Annotated in this window: 16 protein-coding genes; 6 read left to right on the top strand and 10 right to left on the bottom strand. The window is 45.3% G+C overall.

Translation table 11 applies throughout. The features are described 5' to 3' along the window. Positions 1–7: 7 nt before the first annotated feature. From exaC to BGK61_RS15900, 5 genes are all read right to left on the bottom strand, one after another. The gene (exaC, locus tag BGK61_RS15920; RefSeq protein WP_014950684.1) at positions 8–1,525 is read right to left on the bottom strand and encodes an acetaldehyde dehydrogenase ExaC; all 1,518 of its coding nucleotides are present in this window, start codon (positions 1,523–1,525) and stop codon (positions 8–10) included. Between the two features lie 142 nt (positions 1,526–1,667). Beyond that, a complete protein-coding gene (locus BGK61_RS15915) occupies positions 1,668–2,345 on the bottom strand; it encodes a response regulator transcription factor (protein ID WP_076012375.1) in 678 nt (225 codons plus the stop codon). Next, positions 2,342–3,601, bottom strand: coding sequence for a sensor histidine kinase (locus BGK61_RS15910; RefSeq protein WP_076012374.1), 1,260 nt, complete (start codon positions 3,599–3,601; stop codon positions 2,342–2,344). The genes BGK61_RS15915 and BGK61_RS15910 overlap by 4 nt, the downstream gene beginning before the upstream one ends. A 180-nt stretch (positions 3,602–3,781) precedes the next feature. Continuing rightward, complete coding sequence (locus BGK61_RS15905) at positions 3,782–5,098, bottom strand: methyl-accepting chemotaxis protein (protein ID WP_076012373.1); 1,317 nt, start codon at positions 5,096–5,098, stop codon at positions 3,782–3,784. 274 nt (positions 5,099–5,372) lie between these two features. After that, positions 5,373–6,260, bottom strand: coding sequence for a LysR family transcriptional regulator (locus tag BGK61_RS15900; protein ID WP_076012372.1), 888 nt, complete (start codon positions 6,258–6,260; stop codon positions 5,373–5,375). A 98-nt stretch (positions 6,261–6,358) separates the two neighbouring features. Between BGK61_RS15900 and BGK61_RS15895 the strand changes: the two genes are divergently transcribed. The 4 genes from BGK61_RS15895 to BGK61_RS15875 all read left to right on the top strand — a co-directional run bounded on the left by BGK61_RS15895 (position 6,359) and on the right by BGK61_RS15875 (position 10,825). Beyond that, positions 6,359–7,858, top strand: coding sequence for a CoA-acylating methylmalonate-semialdehyde dehydrogenase (locus tag BGK61_RS15895; RefSeq protein ID WP_076012371.1), 1,500 nt, complete (start codon positions 6,359–6,361; stop codon positions 7,856–7,858). 14 nt (positions 7,859–7,872) lie between these two features. After that, positions 7,873–8,748, top strand: coding sequence for a 3-hydroxyisobutyrate dehydrogenase (gene mmsB / locus BGK61_RS15890; protein ID WP_014999517.1), 876 nt, complete (start codon positions 7,873–7,875; stop codon positions 8,746–8,748). Between the two features lie 519 nt (positions 8,749–9,267). Continuing rightward, a complete protein-coding gene (locus BGK61_RS15880; protein WP_076012926.1) occupies positions 9,268–9,990 on the top strand; it encodes a hypothetical protein in 723 nt (240 codons plus the stop codon). 70 nt (positions 9,991–10,060) lie between these two features. Next, a complete protein-coding gene (locus BGK61_RS15875; protein ID WP_014999520.1) occupies positions 10,061–10,825 on the top strand; it encodes a zinc-dependent metalloprotease family protein in 765 nt (254 codons plus the stop codon). Positions 10,826–10,890: 65 nt separating this feature from the next. On the opposite strand, the gene BGK61_RS15870 is transcribed toward BGK61_RS15875, so the two are convergent. Continuing rightward, a complete protein-coding gene (locus BGK61_RS15870; protein WP_076026109.1) occupies positions 10,891–12,921 on the bottom strand; it encodes a BCCT family transporter in 2,031 nt (676 codons plus the stop codon). Between the two features lie 314 nt (positions 12,922–13,235). On the opposite strand from BGK61_RS15870, the gene lldD reads away from it, so the two are divergent. Continuing rightward, complete coding sequence (gene lldD / locus BGK61_RS15865) at positions 13,236–14,369, top strand: FMN-dependent L-lactate dehydrogenase LldD (protein ID WP_076011900.1); 1,134 nt, start codon at positions 13,236–13,238, stop codon at positions 14,367–14,369. Between the two features lie 89 nt (positions 14,370–14,458). Here the strand turns inward: lldD and dld are convergent, their stop codons facing one another. After that, positions 14,459–16,192, bottom strand: a complete 1,734-nt coding sequence (dld, locus tag BGK61_RS15860; protein ID WP_076011899.1) for a D-lactate dehydrogenase — start codon at positions 16,190–16,192, stop codon at positions 14,459–14,461. Positions 16,193–16,468: 276 nt separating this feature from the next. Here dld and BGK61_RS15855 point away from each other — a divergent pair, with 276 nt between their 5' ends. Continuing rightward, positions 16,469–17,146 (top strand): response regulator transcription factor, encoded by a 678-nt coding sequence (locus tag BGK61_RS15855; RefSeq protein ID WP_076011898.1) that lies wholly within the window; start codon positions 16,469–16,471, stop codon positions 17,144–17,146. Between the two features lie 42 nt (positions 17,147–17,188). Here BGK61_RS15855 and BGK61_RS15850 read toward each other — a convergent pair whose 3' ends face one another. The 3 genes from BGK61_RS15850 to BGK61_RS15840 are packed head-to-tail and all read right to left on the bottom strand — an operon-like array spanning position 17,189 to position 18,800. Beyond that, positions 17,189–17,950 carry a CsgG/HfaB family protein gene (locus tag BGK61_RS15850; protein ID WP_014999525.1) on the bottom strand — a complete coding sequence of 254 codons (762 nt, stop codon included), beginning with the start codon at positions 17,948–17,950 and terminating at the stop codon, positions 17,189–17,191. A gap of 8 nt (positions 17,951–17,958) precedes the next feature. Next, positions 17,959–18,408, bottom strand: a complete 450-nt coding sequence (locus BGK61_RS15845; RefSeq protein WP_199820723.1) for a curli assembly protein CsgF — start codon at positions 18,406–18,408, stop codon at positions 17,959–17,961. Next, the gene (locus BGK61_RS15840) at positions 18,408–18,800 is read right to left on the bottom strand and encodes a CsgE family curli-type amyloid fiber assembly protein (RefSeq protein ID WP_014999527.1); all 393 of its coding nucleotides are present in this window, start codon (positions 18,798–18,800) and stop codon (positions 18,408–18,410) included. The genes BGK61_RS15845 and BGK61_RS15840 overlap by 1 nt, the downstream gene beginning before the upstream one ends. Positions 18,801–18,815: the final 15 nt, after the last annotated feature.

The raw sequence follows: 18,815 nt of genomic DNA, 5'->3' as shown, positions 1-18,815 counted from the left end.
GGTTTACTTAGAAGAAACCAAGTGGGTTGATGTCGTAGCTTACCAATAGATTTTTTGTCTGCTGGTAGTGATCTAGCATCATCTTGTGGGTTTCGCGGCCAATGCCCGATTTCTTGTAGCCGCCAAACGCAGCGTGAGCTGGATACAAGTGATAGCAGTTTGTCCATACGCGACCTGCTTCAATCGCTCGACCTACGCGGAATGCTACATTCGCATCGCGGCTCCATACACCAGCGCCAAGTCCGAAACTTGTATTATTGGCAATCTCAATTGCCTCTTCTTCGGTCTTGAAGGTTTGAACAGCGATAACCGGACCAAAAATCTCTTCTTGGAACACACGCATGTGGTTTTCACCCTTCAAGATAGTCGGCTGAATGTAGTAGCCTCCATCAAAGCCAGGTAGCTGCTCTTTCTCACCACCAGTGACAACCTGAGCCCCTTCTGACTTACCGATATCGATGTATTTAAGGATCTTTTCGAACTGCTCGTTAGATGCCTGTGCGCCTACCATGGTGTCTGTGTCTAGTGGGTTACCACGTTTGATCTTCTGAATTTTTTCCAACACTTTTTCCATGAATGCATCATAGATGTCCTCGTGAATAATCGCTCGAGAAGGACACGTACATACTTCACCTTGGTTGAAATACCCAAGCACTAAACCTTCCGCACACTTATCAATAAATTCAGGCTCGTGATTCATGATGTCCGGGAAGAATAAGTTTGGCGATTTGCCGCCAAGCTCAACGGTAGATGGAATAAGGTTTTCAGCAGCACAACGAAGGATATGTCCGCCAACAGGTGTAGAGCCAGTAAATGCAATTTTTGCGATTCTTGTGCTTGTTGCAAGGGCCTGTCCTGCTTCTGCCCCGAACCCGTTAACGATGTTTAGTACACCCGGTGGTAGTAGGTCTTGGATTAGTTCGGCGAACAATAAGATAGATACTGGCGTTTGTTCTGCTGGCTTTAGCACCACCACGTTACCGGTAACAAGTGCTGGCGCAAGTTTCCACGCTGCCATAAGTAGCGGGAAGTTCCATGGAATGATTTGCCCAACTACACCATAAGGTTCATGGAAGTGATACGCCACCGTGTTTTTATCGATTTCACCGATGGTGCCTTCTTGGCTTCGAATACAGCCCGCGTAGTAACGGAAGTGGTCTGCGCACAGCGGAATGTCTGCATTAAGCGTTTCGCGAACGGCTTTACCATTGTCCCATGTTTCCGCAACGGCAAGTAGCTCTAGGTTTTCTTCAATGCGATCGGCAATTTTCAGAAGAATATTAGAACGCTCAGCTACTGACGTATCCGCCCAGCCCTTTTTCGCAGCGTGAGCTGCATCTAACGCAAGCTCAATGTCTTCAGATGTTGAGCGTGGGATTTGTGCGATGTCGCTGCCGTCTACTGGAGATGTTGCGGTGAAGTACTCACCTTTAACCGGTGCTACCCATTCGCCATTGATAAAATTACCGTAGCTTTCTTTGAAGCTTACGACCGAACCTTCACTACCTGGCTTTGCATAAATCATAAGAAATACCTTTTGATAACTTTGCGCGTACCACGCGCAGTAACTTGGTTTGTTGTGTAGTTTGATAATGGTACTTTTACGCTGTGCCTACCATGATGCGATAGACCGATTTGACTCCTACTTTAGGAGGGGAAACCTATGGCTACTTGTCACTTTTCTCGACAAAAGACACCGATTGAGGCGCTGAAAGTTCTGCATCGCCGATATAGCCGTGTTTGGCCGCAATGGCTGTAAACTGGGAAGGTACTGCATCAAGCTTTCTCTTAATAACTGTGAGCGCGTTAGAGACAGTCTTAGCCGATAGGCCCAACTCGTCAGCAACATCAAAGCGGGATTTATTCATCGCTATAGCAATAAATATTTCGAACTCACGTTTGGTTAATTTGGCAGCAATGTCCACATTGGTATCGAGAAGTTGATTGGCTAAATTTACCGCCAGGCCTCGCTCAATATACTTTTGCCCTTTTGCGACGACCTTAATTGCCGAGATCAATATTTCAGGCGAACTACTTTTACTGATGTACCCCATAGCACCGGTCTGCATTGCGCGGTGCAATATGACGCTGTCTTCGAACATACTGAAAAAGATAATTTTTAAATCTGGATGTCGCTTTAAAAAAATCTTGGCTAAAACAAGGCCACTTTCATTTGAAAGGTTTATGTCGAGGATTAGGATTTCAATGTCACTACTGGCTAATAAACGATAGGTTTGTGCACCGTTTTCAGCATCCCAAATACGGCAATCCGGCATCATAGCTTTGAGCAATGCTTTGTAACCTTCACGCACCACAGCGTGGTCGTCGACGATAAGAATATTCATGCGACGTTAGCGCCCATAAGAGGAGGCATTTTTTTAAGGGTAAGGGACAGCGATACAGCAACGCCGCCATCATCGGGTGACGTCACACTGCAATTTGCTCCTATACAACGCGCTCGGCTGCGCATTGATGACATGCCAATGTTTTCCACGATGTGATTTCCCAGCCCCCTGCCGTTGTCTTTGACCATCACAGAGACCCGGTGAGTATCGCCATAAATTTGAATGCTAACCTTGGTGGCCTTTGCATGCTTAATCACGTTGTTAATGGCTTCTTGAGCAAACCGATAAAGGTGAATATCTCGCTCGTTATCTTCTTGATAGCGCTTTAGATTAATTGACACGTCCCACTGCGTATCGGGCTGCGCCACTTCTTGTTCGTACACCAGTCTCTCAAGCGACGATTGCAAAGGTACTTTGTCTAGTATCAGGGGGTGAAGGTGAGCTGTAAGCTTTCTAATTGCATCACTTATTTGGTGTGACATGACCTGAACTTTTTGCGCAGAAAATTCAACAACCGAGCGCTCTTTTGCGTTAACCAATATATAGGCGTGGGCTTTTATCGTTGTCAGTAACTGCCCCACATTATCGTGAAGCTCTCTAGCAAGGTAATTTCGCTCTTGCTCTTGAAGAAGCGCTAATTGCTTATCTATTTTGATGAGCTGCTTCTCTTTTGATTTAAGCGCATTTTGCAGATGCTTAAATTGGTCCAACACCCTATTCATTTCGGTAATATCTGAATGTGGCAGGGGCTGTGATTCCTTGCCTTCTCGTAACTCAGATAGCGCGTCAGCGAGCTGATTTAGCGGCACTAACCTCTGTTTAACCGCCACTTTTAACGTAAACAACAGCAAAACGAATGTTGCGAAAAACAGTCCCGCCACCAAGGCAAAAAAAGTGAGATTCTGGGTGAGTTCAGTAGCATCGAAAGGCGTCACTATAAGATACTGGTTTTCCTGAATAGGGATAATAACTGGTGTGAGTGCAGTGCGTTCGGATATAGAATTCGCTGAAGCGTAGTCTGCCTGAAGACGGCCCGTGAAATAGTGAGCAGATAAGTGAGGGCTAGGCTCTACAATCGCTTCGATATCAGCAACAGGGATATTGAGGTTGACCATTTCTCGCACTTGATTAAGTGCACCTGTCATCTCCTCCTCAATATTATTTTGTATGTGGAAATAGACCAAACAGGTAAAGGCCAAAAAGCAGCCGATAAAAACGGCTACTATAGCTGTAGATATTTTTCTAAAACCCGACATAATCGCCCCTGCAAGCCTTTTATTACAGGGTTATGCTATACAGGCTGTGTTAAAAAGCACATCCTGCATTAGAGGTGAATTCATCCTACCAAGGTAGGATGAATTAAATTTTAAAGATGTGTTAATTGGTAAGAATGTAGACTGTTTTACACTTATTGGTAGGTCTGTTTCTGTGTGCTACTAGCTTCCCAGTCGACTGCTGAATTGGCCTACCGCATCAACCACTTCTTTCGCACCTTCTTGAATTTGCTCGATAACTTCACCCGCTTCTCTTGCGTAGTTAAGGCCTGATTGCGCTTTTTCGTCACCTTCGTTAACCAAGTTAACCGCGTCGGTTGCCAATGTCTGGTTGTGCTTAACTACGTTGATGATTTCTTCCGTCGCTTCGGTAGTACGCGATGCCAACTGACGTACCTCGTCAGCAACTACAGCGAAACCACGGCCTTGATCGCCGGCACGTGCCGCCTCAATGGCAGCATTTAGAGCAAGTAGGTTGGTTTGTTCAGCAATGGCACTGATACTTCCAATTATGGTGGCAATCTGCTGAGACTGGGCATCTAATGCATTGATCCCTTCCTTTGCTCTATCCATTTGCTGCGACAGGGAAGACATCTCAGAAAGCAGTTCACTAATGACTTCTTTGCCTCGTGACGCAATTTGATCCGTGGTATTAGAGGAGCGATAGGCGATATCAGCCGCGCTGGATACGGCGCTTTCTCGCGCCACCTGCTCGGTAATATCAGTAGCCAATTTAACTACTTTATACATGCGCCCGTGAGAGTCACAAATAGGGTTGTATGTGGCTTCAAGCCAAATAGAATTACCATGTGCGTCGAAGCGTTCAAACCTTCCTGCTACAAACTCGCCTTGAGCGAGTCGCTCCCAAAACGTTTTATATTCTCGTGAGTTCGCATACTCAGTGTCACAGAAAATTCTATGATGCTGACCTTTAATGTCGTTAAGGCTGTACTTGACCGTTTTAAGAAAAGCTTCGTTTGCGTCTTGAATATTGCCGTTCAAATCAAATTCTATCGCTGCATTTGACTTGTGTAACGCGGCAACTAAATCTTCGTGTTCTTTCGACTTAGCAATGGTTCGCGTAAGGTCATTCAGGTTTACCGAGTATTTATGAATATTGCCGTTAATGTCAAAAATCGGCTCAACCACACCCCTTAGCCACGCTTCATCACCGTTTTCACGAAGAAATTCAATCGCCCCCCAGTAATGGACGCGCTGCTCAATTGAATCTTTTAGTTTTTTGAAGTGTGGCGTGTTTCTGGCAATCTCTGGAACAAATTCAAAGAAGCGATGCCCTTTAACTTGAGAAAGTGAGTAACCAAGCTCTCTTTCAAACATCTCGTTGACGGCCTCAATCTCACCGCGCTCGTTAAGACGAAGAAAGATCATGTCTTCGCGCAAGCCGTCACGCACTTGCTTGAGTATGTGTAGCTCCTCGCGAAGCGCTTGATTTTCTTTCACTAAATGTTTATTGAACATAGGGCCTTCCCTGACAGAGAATTACAGTAATATGCCGTATATCGGCAGTAAACAACCTTGCCTTAACGATAAATTGATAAATGCATACAAGGTTAAGCAATCGTCACGCTAAAATGTGCCTGTTCGCTAGGGCGTGCTGTCCTAGTTTTGGTATGTGCTATGTAAAGCCTAGACCACATTCAGCCACTTGCAGTAAAGCGTAGAGAGTTTTTCGACGTCGCATTGCTATTTTTTACACATTTAATCGCTAAAAGACAGTAGATAAAGGTCTAATTTACTCATCGAGAAATTTTGAATGGTATTGCGCAACTTTATCTGTAAGCCATTGTGTAAACACCTGAAAGCGGGCTTGAGAATGGGTTTCCTTGTGTGTAGCAAGCCAGAACGTACGTTTAATATGAATCTCGTTTTCAATGAGCCTAACTAGGCCTGGCTGAGTTTCAGCCATAAACTTAGGCAAAATGCCTACCCCTGCGCCATTTACAAGCATTTGATACTGCGCATTAATACTGGTGCTGCGAAGGGCACTTAACTGTGACAGCGCGGTCTCTTCAATGAACTTCAACTGTGGGGCGTAAACCAAATCGGGCACATAGCTCACTAAATTAAACGCGGTGAGGTCTTTTAATGTTCTTGGTTTGTTGTCGCTGATAAGGGACTGATGGGTATAAAGATAAAGGTTATAGTCAGTTAGTTTCTGTGTAACCAGCAAACCTTTACTGGGCTTTTCAAGCAAGATAGCCATATCGGCTTCTCGTTTATTCAGATTTAAAAAGCCGCTGGTAGCAACAAGCTCAATACTTATTCCCGGATACTGCTTTTTGAAATCGGGTAATAACGGCGCCAAAAACCAACTGCCGAAACCTTCCGAAACACTCACCCTTATCGTACCTGCCAAGTGCGAGCGTTCATCACCTAATTCATTTTGTGCCTCTAAGAAATAATGTTCTGCTTTTTCGATATACGTGACTAACTCACTGCCATGTGTGGTTAGCACATACCCTTTTTTTGTTAGCTCGAACAACTTACAATTTAATGAGTCTTCCAGTTTTTTTACACGACGAATTAACGTCGTAGGGTCTACCTTCAAGCCTTTAGCTGCAATAGCTACACGACCATTTCTTGCCAAACCAAGAAACAAACGCATGTCGTCCCAATTCACTTAAACACCTGCATTTTTACAGCACCATACTGCAAGTATATGTATTGCCTTTGCAAACACAAGGTTTCAATATTGTTAAAAATTACAGGAGCTATGTCATGAGAAAGATTGTTCACTTTATTGCAGGTAAAGATTTTGAGGATAGCAGCGAAAATACCGCATCGGTATTTGCGCCTAACACCGGTGAAGTACAGGCTGAAGTAAGTTTAGCTAATACTTCAACCTTAGCCTATGCGATTGAAACAGCTCAAGCTGCACAGGTTGAGTGGGCAGCGACAAACCCTCAACGACGCGCTCGTGTTATGTTCAAGTTTAAAGAGCTAGTTGAAGCAAACCGCGATCGCCTAGCGGCACTATTATCAAGCGAGCACGGTAAAGTGTTGGTTGATGCGCAAGGTGATATTCAGCGCGGCCTTGAAGTGATTGAATTTGCCTGTGGTATTCCTCATGCGCAAAAAGGTGAATATACCGAAGGCGCAGGCCCGGGTATCGATGTTTATTCCATGCGCCAAGCACTCGGTGTAGTGGCAGGTATTACACCATTTAACTTCCCTGCCATGATCCCAATGTGGATGTTCGGCGTTGCCATTGCCTGCGGTAACGCGTTTATTCTAAAGCCATCAGAGCGCGATCCGTCAGTACCTGTTGAATTGGCAAAGCTTATGATTGAAGCAGGCCTTCCTGCAGGTGTGCTAAACGTTGTTCACGGTAATAAAGAAGTGGTTGATGGTATTTTGGATCATCAAACTATCAAGGCTGTGAGCTTTGTAGGCTCTTCTGATATTGCCAACTATGTTTATGAGCGCGGTGCTCGTGCTGGTAAGCGTGTTCAGGCTATGGGCGGCGCTAAAAACCATGGCATCGTGATGCCTGATGCTGATTTAGATCAGGTGGTAACAGACCTGGTAGGTGCTGCATACGGCAGTGCTGGTGAACGCTGTATGGCGCTGCCAGTTGTTGTTCCGGTGGGCGATGAAACCGCTGAAAAACTGAAAGCCAAGCTTATTCCGGCTATTAAAGACATTATGGTAAGCCATAGTGAAGATCCTAACGCCCATTATGGACCTGTGGTTACTGCTGCTCACAAAGAGCGCGTTGAAGGCTATATCGACCTTTGTATAGAAGAAGGCGCTGAGCTTGTTTACGATGGCCGAACCAGCCAAATTCCCAGCGACAGTCAGGGCTATTTCATCGGTCCAACCTTCTTCGACCACGTGACTAAGAACATGCGTTCATACCAAGAAGAGATTTTCGGTCCAGTACTGCAAATGGTACGCGCGAAAGATTTCAACGAAGCAGTTAACTTAGCAAGCGACCACCAATACGGTAATGGCGTTGCTATGTACACCCGTAATGGCCATGCAGCGCGCGAATTTGCTCAGCGTGTAAACGTAGGCATGGTGGGGATTAACGTGCCTATTCCTGTGCCAGTTGCCTACCATACGTTTGGGGGCTGGAAGCGCTCTGCATTTGGTGACACCAACCAGCACGGTATGGAAGGTGTGAAATTCTGGACCAAAGTTAAAACGATTACTCAGCGCTGGCCTGATGGCTCAGATACGAACGACAACGCTTTTGTTATTCCAACCATGGGCTAAGCGAGGAGACAATCATGACCACAGTTGCATTTATTGGCCTAGGTAATATGGGCTCAGGTATGGCAAATAACCTGGTTAAAAACGATTACAACGTATTGGCTTTCGACTTAAGCGAAGCGGCGCTGGCCAAAGCCAAAGAAGCCGGCTGTACCATTGCACAAAGTACTGAGCAAGCTGTTTCTGAAGCTGACATCGTTATTACAATGTTGCCTGCAGGCAAACACGTAAAAGATATCTATTCAAATCAGATCCTGTCTTCTGTACGCGAAGGCACTTTGCTTATTGATTGCTCTACTATTGACGTAGAAACGGCGAAGAGTGTGTCAGAACTGGCAGAGAAAAAAGGCCTTAAAATGCTCGATGCGCCGGTTTCTGGTGGTGTTGCAGCAGCTGCCGGCGGCACACTTACGTTTATGGTGGGTGGCGACGCTGACGCGTTTGACAAAGCTCACGGCGTGTTGAGCGCAATGGGCAAAAAAATTGTTCATGCGGGCGGCCATGGTGCAGGGCAAGCAGCGAAGATTTGTAACAATATGTTACTTGGCGCAACCATGATTGCGACGTGTGAAAGCTTTCAACTGGCCAAAAAGCTTGGTTTAGACGCGCAAGTATTCTTCGATATTGCGTCTAATGCATCAGGTCAAACGTGGTCAATGACCAGCTATTGTCCTGTAAAAGGTGTGGGGCCACAAAGCCCTGCTGATAACGATTTTGCTGGCGGCTTCGCCTCTGCACTTATGCTTAAAGACTTAGGTCTTGCCATGCAAGGCGCGAAGGGTGTCAATGCGCAAGTACCTATGGGTGAGCTTGCTGCAAAGTGGTTTGAAATGCATTGCGAAGAAGGTAATGCAGGAATGGATTTCTCCTCAATAATCAATAGATTAGCATAAGAGAACTCCCCATTTCTCCGACGGCTACTTTCCCTCAGAAGAGGTGGCCATCTTACTGAGCGAGTAAAGAATTTTACTCGCTCTTTTTTTATTTTGAGTTATACCAGTCCGCTCACAAGGCGTCATTGTTACCTTTAGCTGTTCCCCTGCCCGATTGAACTATTCCTTGTTTATCTGGGGCTCCCTCTTCATCACTCTGAAGCCCCTTATTCGTTCTCACAAACTTCATTAATTCGAACCTATTTGGCGCTCGGTCTACATCTTGCAAGCCCGTATTCCAGCAAAGAAATTTACACTGTAATAAAGGGCTAAATTTCATACACCCTTATGCAAAGCGATACTTTTATAATCAAAAAAATATTATACGTTTTAATGACTTACTTAATTCACTAAGCAATTTCACTAAACACAGTGGTTTTTCATATCGCTCATTTAGAGCGCGATTGAAGAAGCAGGGTGTCGCTAATTTCGAACGTTCAATTTCCTAAATTCAGTAAGTAAAAATAAAAGGAACACACTATGAAAAAGCGTATTGTTGCCGCGTCGACGGCAATTGTAGCTATTGGTTGTATTTTTGCCTTTGTCGGCACTTCCCCTTCTGACAAAAAGGAGGTGGCAGCAGCCAAAACTGAGACAAAATCTAATGGGAGCGAAGGTATTGTTGAAAAGCAACGAAACGGCAAGGTGCTGTCGACAGGTGTCGATAACTTCAAATCAAAAAATGAAGCTGAGCTAAAAGCTCAGGCTGAAAATACTACCAAAGGAAAATCCGAGAAAGACACCATCGTTTGGACAACGTCAGAAGAAGGCAAAAAGGTACTTGAAGCAGAAGGCCATATTCCCGCTGACGTGACCGATGAAGCCTATATTGAGCTCGATCGTGAAGAGCTAATGACGGTGGAAGTTGGAGAATACCTCGATCTGTACATTCCACAATTCGGTGGCAGTTACACCGGAGAAGTTGACCATATTGAAACACACCCAAATGGCGATCGTACCGTAGAGGCGCACATCCCGGGTGCGGGCTCTCTCTATGCTGCCGTGATTACCATTGGCGAGAATGCCACCTACGGAAATCTAGCCACACCTCGCGACGTGTTTGTGCTTGAAGGCAATGATAAATATGCGTGGATCGCACCAAAGTCTTCGATGATGCAAAACCATATTGAACGCCAACCCAATAGCGAACGTCCGCTCAGCGACGACAATGGTGAAGAAGTCTTCGACCTCGGCCAAAACTAATCCCCTAGTGCCTGTTGAGCTTCACAGGAAATTCAACAAGCTCAAATAAAACAACAAGAAGGAAATAAAAATGAAACACACATTTAAGTGTTTAACGGCAATGGCAGTTTCACTGCTTTGTGCAACAACAGCATCAGCTGCCACTATTGATGTGATGGTGCTTTATACCCAACCTGCTGCTAATAACGTGTCTAATATAGACACCAAAATTAACCAGTACATCTCACACGCAAACCGTGTTTATCGCAATAATGCGGTAGATTTACAGTTGCGCTTAGTGGGCGCTCAATCTTCTGCTGCCACATCTAGCGACCTGCAACCTACTGAAAGTGCGTTAGATTTATTAACAGATAGTAGCGGTGTGCAAAGCGCAAGAACGTCAAACGGCGCAGACATGGTGGTGCTTTTAGGTAACCGTGAAAACATTTATGAAGGCGGTCAGCTAGTGGGTTATGTGTGCGGTATTGGCTGGGTAGGTCAAGGCACCAACGGTACGTTGTATTCTAGCTCGCAAAGTCGTATGTACAGCATCAGTGCAGTTGACTGCGGGTTATCTACTTTCGTTCATGAGCTCGGTCACAACATGGGCTTAGGCCACTCTGTACGCCAGGGTTCAGTAGGTGGTGTATATAACGACGGTATTGGTCACGGCGTTGATAATAACTTCTCAACAATTATGGCTTACCCACAAGCATTTGGTAGCGCCACCCAGCTAGATTATTTCTCTGACCCTTACTGGTCAGGCTGTAATGGCCAAGCCTGTGGTGTTGAAAACGAGTCAAATGCTTACCGTGCGGTAAATGCGGTCATCAACCAGATTGCTAACTACTATTAAATAAGCTTTTAGGGGATACGAAGGGAAAGCGACGTTGCTTTCCCTTCCATTACTGCCAAACTCATCTACTTTTTCGACTGCGTTAGCATGTCGTCATAATCATCCATGTCCCAGGGAAGCTCACCCGGACTAGTATCAAGGAAGTGCAAATAGCTTTCGAACTGATCTAGGATATCCTTGGCAATACTTTCTTTATCGTAACCGTAAATATCATAAGCCTGACCACCGCGGCGCAGAAATACCTCAGCGCGAAAGTATTTTTCCGATTCATCGTCTTCTGAGCGTAATTCTGCATAGCTAAAGCCTGGGACTAAATACTCGGTCATACGAATATCGTAAATAAAGTCCATATGATCATGACGCTCAACGGTGAAAGTAGCCCTTCCCGTTTCATCATCCAGCTTAACGAACGCTTCCCATTCTCGCGCTTTAAGTGCAGCCTGCACGTCTTTCATCGCCGCAATCACGGTTTTATCAATAAACTCATGCACCTCGGTTCGACTGGGGTAATCCACCATGGCTGCGAGACGCCCTTTTAGGCTTGCAGAGCGACCGTGGTTTCGATTCAGTGTATTCGCCGTCAAACTATTATTTCGATAGCCTTCAATGACGAGCGCGCGCCATAGGCCCACTGCAGACGCCAACATAATAAAGGCGAAAGGTAAGGCGCTGGCAATCGTCATGGTTTGTAGGGCATTGAGTCCCCCTGCCAATAGCAGTACAGCAGCAACCGTGCCCTCCAAACACGCCCAGAAAATACGCTGCCATACCGGGCTTTCCTCTTTCCCACCAGAGGCAAGCGAGTCGATAACCAGCGACCCTGAGTCAGATGAGGTGACGAAAAAGGTAATGATCAACAGTACAGTTAAACCAGACATAATGGATGAGCCAGGAAGCAAATCATAAAGCTTAAATAAAGCAACGGCTTCGTTTTCCTGAACATCATTGATAAGCGTCGAGACGCCTTGGTTCATAATGGCATTTAAGGCTGTATCGCCAAATACTGAGAACCAAAGGAAAGTGAACATTGTCGGCACCAGCATCACACCAAACACGAATTGTCTGATAGTTCTGCCCCGACTTATCTTGGCGATAAACATGCCCACAAATGGCGCCCATGCGATAGTCCAACCAAAAATAAATAGCGTCCAGTTACCAATCCAGTCACTACGACTGTACGCCTGAAGGTTGAACGTGCGCTCGATAATACCGTTAACATAGCTTCCCGTGTTCTGCAGGAAGGTCTCCAATATGTGTACGGTTTCTCCCATGATAAAGACTGTGCCCATCAGCGATACCGCTAAAAGCATGTTCAGAATAGAAAGGCGCTTGATGCCTTTGTCCATACCAGCAATCACCGATATGGTTGCCGCTAAGGTTACAATAGCGATAGTGCCTACCTGCACCATAATGTCGATGGGGATGTCACCGGAAAGATAGTTAAGCCCAGCATTAATTTGGGTAACAGACAGACCAAGCGTGGTGGCGATGCCAAATAAGGTACCTAAAATCGCGAAAACATCTACCGCGTGACCAATAGGACCATATATTTTATCTCCGATGAGCGGATACAAAGCTGAGCGAATGGATAACGGAAGACCGTGTCGGAATGCGAAATAGGCAAGGACTAAGCCCACTAAGCCATAGATGGCCCAAATATGAAAACCCCAGTGAAAAAACGCAATTTGCATTGCCTGCTTTGCCGCATCAACAGTTTCAGCAGCCCCAGCAGGCGGCGACGAGTAATGCAGTACCGGCTCTGCTACACCAAAGTAAAGCAGCGCAACACCGTAACCTGCCGAAAACAACATGGAAAACCATTCCGGAAAACTGTATTGGGGTTCTGCGTGATCAGGGCCTAATTTTATGTTCCCCCAACTTGATGAGGCCACCGATACAATAAACACTAAAAAGATGGCCACTGACAACATGTAGAACCAGCCAAAACTTTCCGTTATCCAAGCCAACGTACTATCGAATGCCTCACCGGCAAGTTCTGGGTTACTTATTGTACCGATGACCAACAGCAAAATAATGGCAACGGCGGGGAGAAATACCGGAATAAGAATGGTTGAGTTGTTTTTTTGGCCTTTCATAGCAAATCCCTTTTCACTGACAGGTTAGCTGAGCCCCTGTAAAACTTAAAAGCTGATAGTTTCTACTAGTGTGATTTTGGTTTGGTTCAGATAAATCCGCGAACTACTGTGTTCTTGATGATGTATGCAAGGCAAAAAGTTAATAGTACAAGACAGTACAAGCACGCATTCTCGCTGAAACTAATAATAAAAGCGAAGGACTCTTCATTAGCCGCGAAAATATTGCCGTACGTGGATAAATTTCGCTAATTCCGTATATCCGTGTAGCAATAAACGTTATATTTTTATCAGGTTAATTAATATTGATTAAACATATGATCATTTCATCGCCGACTGATTATCGACGTGCTGCTAAAAAAATATTACCGCCGTTTCTGTTTCACTACATTGATGGTGGCGCCTATCGCGAGCAAACGCTTAAACGAAATGAATCAGATTTGGCTGATATTGCACTTAAGCAGCAAGTGTTGAGAAATATGTCGGCACTTGATCTTTCAACATCGGTTTTTGGCGAGAAGTTAGCACTCCCAATTGCCCTTGCTCCTGTAGGTCTAACCGGAATGTATGCACGACGTGGCGAAGTGCAAGCCGCTAAAGCAGCAGCAAATAAGGGCATCCCCTTTACCATGTCGACGGTGTCGGTATGTCCCATTGAAGAGGTCGCGCCAGCCATTGAACGCCCCATGTGGTTTCAGCTGTATGTACTTCGCGATCGTGGTTTTATGAAAAATGTTTTGGAGCGCGCGAAATCAGCAGGTGTAACAACATTGGTGTTTACCGTAGATATGCCTGTACCGGGTGCACGCTATCGGGATAAACACTCTGGTATGAGTGGCCCCTTTGCTGCAAGTCGCCGCGTGTTGCAAGCAATGACTCATCCTCGTTGGGCGTTTAATGTAGGGGTATTCGGCAAACCACACGACCTTGGAAATATTTCGGCCTATCGCGGCGAACCGACCAAATTGGAAGACTACATTGGCTGGCTAGGTGCCAATTTCGATCCGTCTATCAGTTGGAAAGACTTAGAATGGATCAGAGAGTTTTGGGACGGCCCAATGATTATCAAAGGCATTTTAACTGAACAAGATGCTAAAGATGCGCTGAGTTTTGGCGCAGAAGGCATTGTAGTATCCAATCACGGTGGTCGTCAGCTCGATGGCGTCCTTTCTACCGCTAGGGCCCTTCCCTCCATTGCTGATTGTGTGAAAGGCGACTTAAGTATTTTCGTTGATTCTGGAATACGTAATGGCTTAGACGTAGTGAGAATGCTGGCATTGGGTGCCGACTGTACATTACTGGGGCGCTCTTTTATTTATGCACTTGCCGCCGATGGACAACGTGGAGTGGAAAACTTACTGGATTTGTACAAACAGGAAATGCATGTAGCAATGACGCTTTGCGGCGCGAAATCAATCAAAGAACTCAGTCTTGAATCGCTTGCCTCTTAAATTTAAAACGTTACAAATTTGTCAACGAGCCATAAAATTTCATTTTTATGGCTCAGTTTTTTATTGTTCAAACACGGTGTTATTTGCGCTTAATGATGTCCACCGCAACAACCGCCATTGTGTTCTGCCCAGTTTTTAAGCTTGGTTGTTTTGCCGATTCCCGGGTTGAAGCTGTTGGTAGGGTCTAGCTCTCGATAGAAGTTTTTCAGCGCATCTTTAGCAAAGTATTCGTGACCCACATTATGTTCTGCCGGGTACTCAGCACTTCTTGCATCAAAGGTTTCCAAGATTTTGCCTTTTAGCAGTTTTGCATCTGCCCCTTTCTTCAGTACGTAGTTTTGGTGCATAACGTGGCAGAACAAATGGCCGTAATACAGTTTTGTGTCTATCTGGTCATCAATTTCTTTTGGCAATACTTCAAACCAATCTGGGTCGTTTCGACGAAGTGCCACGTCGATAGTCATCATGGCACCTACGTCTTTGCTGTGCATCACGTGATAACGACCAATTGCGCCACCAGCAACAAAGCGATGTAAAATTGCTTTGTCGGCTTCTTCCTCAGTACACTCAAAATAGCTACCTTCATTGGTTTTGAAGAACTCATCAAGGTAGGCCTTGGCTTCGTCTACCCCATCGTTGCTCATTTCCAAAATCCAGTGGTGCTGATACTTGTCTCTGTATTCTTCCATGCGCTTTGGCAAATGATTCGGGAAAACATAGCTCATGTACTGCATAACGCGATCTGACATTTTATTGGGTAAAAAACCTAACTTGTCGGTGAATGCGTCGAATTTACGTTTAAATGCAAACAGCTTAGGAATAAACTTCGCGCCAAGCTTACTGATCACAATGAACATATCTTTTCCGTATTTCTTTGATACGTCATAGCAATCGCGGTGAAGGTATTCACCGGAGTCTGGCAGGTTTTTAAAGGTAGAAAGGATGTCGCGACGTATTTTAGTGAAAACAGCAGCGTCGTTAGAGCCTACGTAAAATACCTGCTTTTTTTCAGGAATGGGAAAGGTATCTAACCTTACTGCAAACACGGCCAACTTACCCGCACAGCCAGAAGCATCGTGTAGCCTCCTGCCGTCATTGTTAAAGCGGGAAGGTGTGTCAGAATTAACGTCTCGTACCCGTTCATCATATTCATTGTCTGAAGCGCGGGCATCAGGGTGTTGAACATCGGCCTCGGTATAACGCTTATTCTCAAGGTTATTTAAAATTTCTTCTGGGTCGCTACCTAAATTAACCCCTAAGTTATTAATCAAAGATAGGTTGCCGTCGGCGTCTATCTGCGCAAACAGTGCAAGCTCGGTATAGGCTGGACCTCGTTTAACCAAAGCCCCTCCTGAGTTATTGCAAATACCGCCGACAATAGACGCGCCAATGCATGATGAACCGATAACTGAATGGGGTTCTCGGCCGTAAGGAGCTAACGTTTCTTCCAGTCCGAATAAGGTGCTGCCCGCTAAACCAATAATTTGTTTGCCGCTATCAACCAATTGGATGGCATCAATACGCATGGTGCTGATGATAACAAGAGGTCTATCGTAGTCTTTACCGTCTGGCGTCGAGCCGCCCGTTAACCCTGTATTGGCCGCCTGCATAATAACGGCTACATCAGCTTCAACACACAGTTTTAGCACACGCCAGATTTCGACAAGGGTGCCTGGTCGTACAACCGCAAGTGCCTCACCCGCACCAAAGCGGAACCCTTTGGTATAAGGCTGTTTCTTCGCTTTATCTGTTAACAAATAGGCCTGCCCTACTACATCGCGCATCGATGTAATCAAAGACTGAGTGTCAACGTTTACGGTCATTGGTTCTCTCTGTGTATTGAAGTTATGGAAGAATGGACTTGGTGATGAACTATACACTAACGCCATTTTTAACAAAGGGGGCAAGCGTTTTTTATAGAGATAATTTACTTATATTTAATTCATCGAGCGCTTAGAGCGCCACTGCTTTTAAGCAAATCTAATAAGCGTTTTTCACTGTTACATTTTGTTACGCTTTGGTCCTTTAAGTTATACCAGAGGAGTATTGTAAAGCATTTGTATAGTTCGTAAGGTTGATAGATACGAAAAGGAGCCTTCATGTCACATCAAGCGTTCGTTCTAACAAGAAATAGTTTCGGAGAAAACACGAAAAAGGATGGGGCTTACGAGAGGTTCCTTAGCATTTTACCGTCTTGTGGATTCACAGTAACAACGGGGGCAATTCACCCGCCCCGAAGCGTACTCAATAACACCTATACTTTCTTTATCGATGCACAATATTGCGATAACAGCGCGCTGCTCGATTTACCGGTTGTTAACGATTACCCAGAGTTGAACAAAGTCATTTTCAATGTGCCAGAGTCTGACGTCGGTTTTCATTATGCGGCACTGCAACACGGTATTAACGGTATTTTCCATATTGAAGATAGCTTAGAGTTGCTGGTTCGTGGCGTTCAGCAAGTACAGGCGGGCAATAAATGGTTTAGCCGCGAAATTATGAGCCGCTACATTGACGCAAACCTACTTCCGAAAACTAAGCCCGTGGCAGCCCTTCGGTCATCCACTACAGTGTTAACGAAAAGAGAACTTGCCATTACACGCAAGATTGCCGATGGCGCGCAAAATCAAGAAATTGCAGACTGTTTGCACATTAGCGTTAATACGGTGAAAACTCACGTATACAGCATTTTTAGAAAGACAGAATGTCGTAACCGCGTTGAGCTGATTAAGTGGTTCGATCATCAGTTTAGCCAGCCCCAACGGGTTAGTTACTAAACTGATAATCAATTCGAAGGGCGTTGCTTTTGGTTATGGCGCTTAGGTCTTGGCGCGCCATACTCCCTTGTCCATTCCTTGTAACACTAATTCGGTCACAGCCTTTTCGATACTTTGCTTAACACACTCAAACATGGGCTCGTTAGTGGTGTAGCCTGTTTCAGCTTCAAGTAAGCGCTTAAGGGAAACGTACCTAAACAAACCCGCTCTAACTTCCTGACTTAACACTTTCTTGGATGTTGAAACTGACACCAGCACTTGACCGGTTCTCACATCGACAGCGCGCATATAAATAGAAATCTGATCTTCTCTAAATAACTCACTCGCACCTATGCCAAAATACTCAACACCTGCCCCACCGGTACGAATATTGGTGTCGTAGCTAATGATGCCACCTTCAATAATGATTCGGGCAGTTGTGAGTGGCGGTAAGTCACCGCCATTGCCTTCATCGGCTCGAATTATTTTTCGCTCGGTAAGAATATTCTGTAGCCCTTCACGCTCAACGGGTAAAAACCACGACGTTTCACTTAAGGTTTGCACAAGAATAGACGTTGCACCCTGTGTCACTGCGGTTGAAAACGAGCTTGCCCCTGTGCTTGGTTTATACTGTCCAGTCTGATCTCTAAATGCATACACAGAAACAGGGATTTGCCCCATAGGTGCCGGTAAACTCTTTACTTCAGACAGCGTGGCACTGTCTTTGATGACATCGGCGACGGTAGTATCAGGCGGTAACGTATTGGTGATCGACTGACAGCCGGACAGCGCCATTGCCATTATTAAAAAAACGGTACTTCTCATGTGCTTCCCTACCCAAACCGTGGAATTTCTACGACAGTGACTTCACCTGTCAGTAAGTTAGTAATGTTTACGATTATGCTGTCAGGGTTGCTTGTTATGAGTTCTACCTGAAAGTCACCGCTTACAAAAATGCTATCTTGATTAAAAATACTGTCTATTGGATTTCCGTCTTCATCATACTCTTGTTCACCAAACGCAATATCTGTAATTTCTCTCACGATGCGATTGATGTAAGCACGCTCCAACGATTCCTGGAGACGTTCATCGTAGGAACGCTCATTGTAAGGTGCAGAGTGGGCATTTTGTGAGTTTGCCTTGCTGAGTAAAAAAGACCCGTTCAACGGGTTACCGCCAAATGACGGATTTATTGGTTCATAAACTAACTCTGTTGCATGAACACCCGCAGAATTCCACGATCCTGCTGTTATTAAGGCTGCTATTAATATCCCTTTTTTCATTACCATTCGTCCCCTGCTAAATCTGGGCTTCTACTGTCTATACTCGCATTTGCCACTGCGTCTAGCACTAACACAATGGCTTGCTGTACTTTCTCATCTAACGGCACTTGCCTACGCCCCATGTACGTTTGATAAACCACTTTATTGTCGTATATCACCGAAAGCAACGTCCCCGCTTGAGGCACAATAATTTCTTTTACAATTAGGTTTTTACCTGAACTATCCGGGACTTCTCGCCAGTACTGGCTAATTTTTGAGGCAAATTCGTGGCCTTGACGGCTAATACTGTTGTCAAGCAACAGCCCGCCCAACCGAATTTCTTCTGCGTGAATCGGAGAATTGAGCACACTGAAAAGTAGTGTGATAAGAGAGAAACGATACAAGTACTTCATTTGGCTAAGTTGAGC

This window comes from Alteromonas abrolhosensis (assembly GCF_001953635.1).
Classification (GTDB): Bacteria; Pseudomonadota; Gammaproteobacteria; order Enterobacterales; family Alteromonadaceae; genus Alteromonas; species Alteromonas abrolhosensis.
This window is presented reverse-complemented; position numbering and strand designations above follow the sequence as displayed.

Coding starts and splice junctions, on each gene's coding strand:
- BGK61_RS15850 (WP_014999525.1), bottom strand. CDS start 17,950: ATGAGAAGTACCGTTTTTTTAATAATGGCAATGGCGCTGTCCGGCTGT.
- BGK61_RS15875 (WP_014999520.1), top strand. CDS start 10,061: ATGAAACACACATTTAAGTGTTTAACGGCAATGGCAGTTTCACTGCTT.
- BGK61_RS15910 (WP_076012374.1), bottom strand. CDS start 3,601: ATGTCGGGTTTTAGAAAAATATCTACAGCTATAGTAGCCGTTTTTATC.
- BGK61_RS15845 (WP_199820723.1), bottom strand. CDS start 18,408: ATGAAAAAAGGGATATTAATAGCAGCCTTAATAACAGCAGGATCGTGG.
- BGK61_RS15895 (WP_076012371.1), top strand. CDS start 6,359: ATGAGAAAGATTGTTCACTTTATTGCAGGTAAAGATTTTGAGGATAGC.
- BGK61_RS15840 (WP_014999527.1), bottom strand. CDS start 18,800: ATGAAGTACTTGTATCGTTTCTCTCTTATCACACTACTTTTCAGTGTG.
- exaC (WP_014950684.1), bottom strand. CDS start 1,525: ATGATTTATGCAAAGCCAGGTAGTGAAGGTTCGGTCGTAAGCTTCAAA.
- lldD (WP_076011900.1), top strand. CDS start 13,236: ATGATCATTTCATCGCCGACTGATTATCGACGTGCTGCTAAAAAAATA.
- BGK61_RS15855 (WP_076011898.1), top strand. CDS start 16,469: ATGTCACATCAAGCGTTCGTTCTAACAAGAAATAGTTTCGGAGAAAAC.
- BGK61_RS15880 (WP_076012926.1), top strand. CDS start 9,268: ATGAAAAAGCGTATTGTTGCCGCGTCGACGGCAATTGTAGCTATTGGT.
- dld (WP_076011899.1), bottom strand. CDS start 16,192: ATGACCGTAAACGTTGACACTCAGTCTTTGATTACATCGATGCGCGAT.
- mmsB (WP_014999517.1), top strand. CDS start 7,873: ATGACCACAGTTGCATTTATTGGCCTAGGTAATATGGGCTCAGGTATG.
- BGK61_RS15915 (WP_076012375.1), bottom strand. CDS start 2,345: ATGAATATTCTTATCGTCGACGACCACGCTGTGGTGCGTGAAGGTTAC.
- BGK61_RS15870 (WP_076026109.1), bottom strand. CDS start 12,921: ATGAAAGGCCAAAAAAACAACTCAACCATTCTTATTCCGGTATTTCTC.
- BGK61_RS15905 (WP_076012373.1), bottom strand. CDS start 5,098: ATGTTCAATAAACATTTAGTGAAAGAAAATCAAGCGCTTCGCGAGGAG.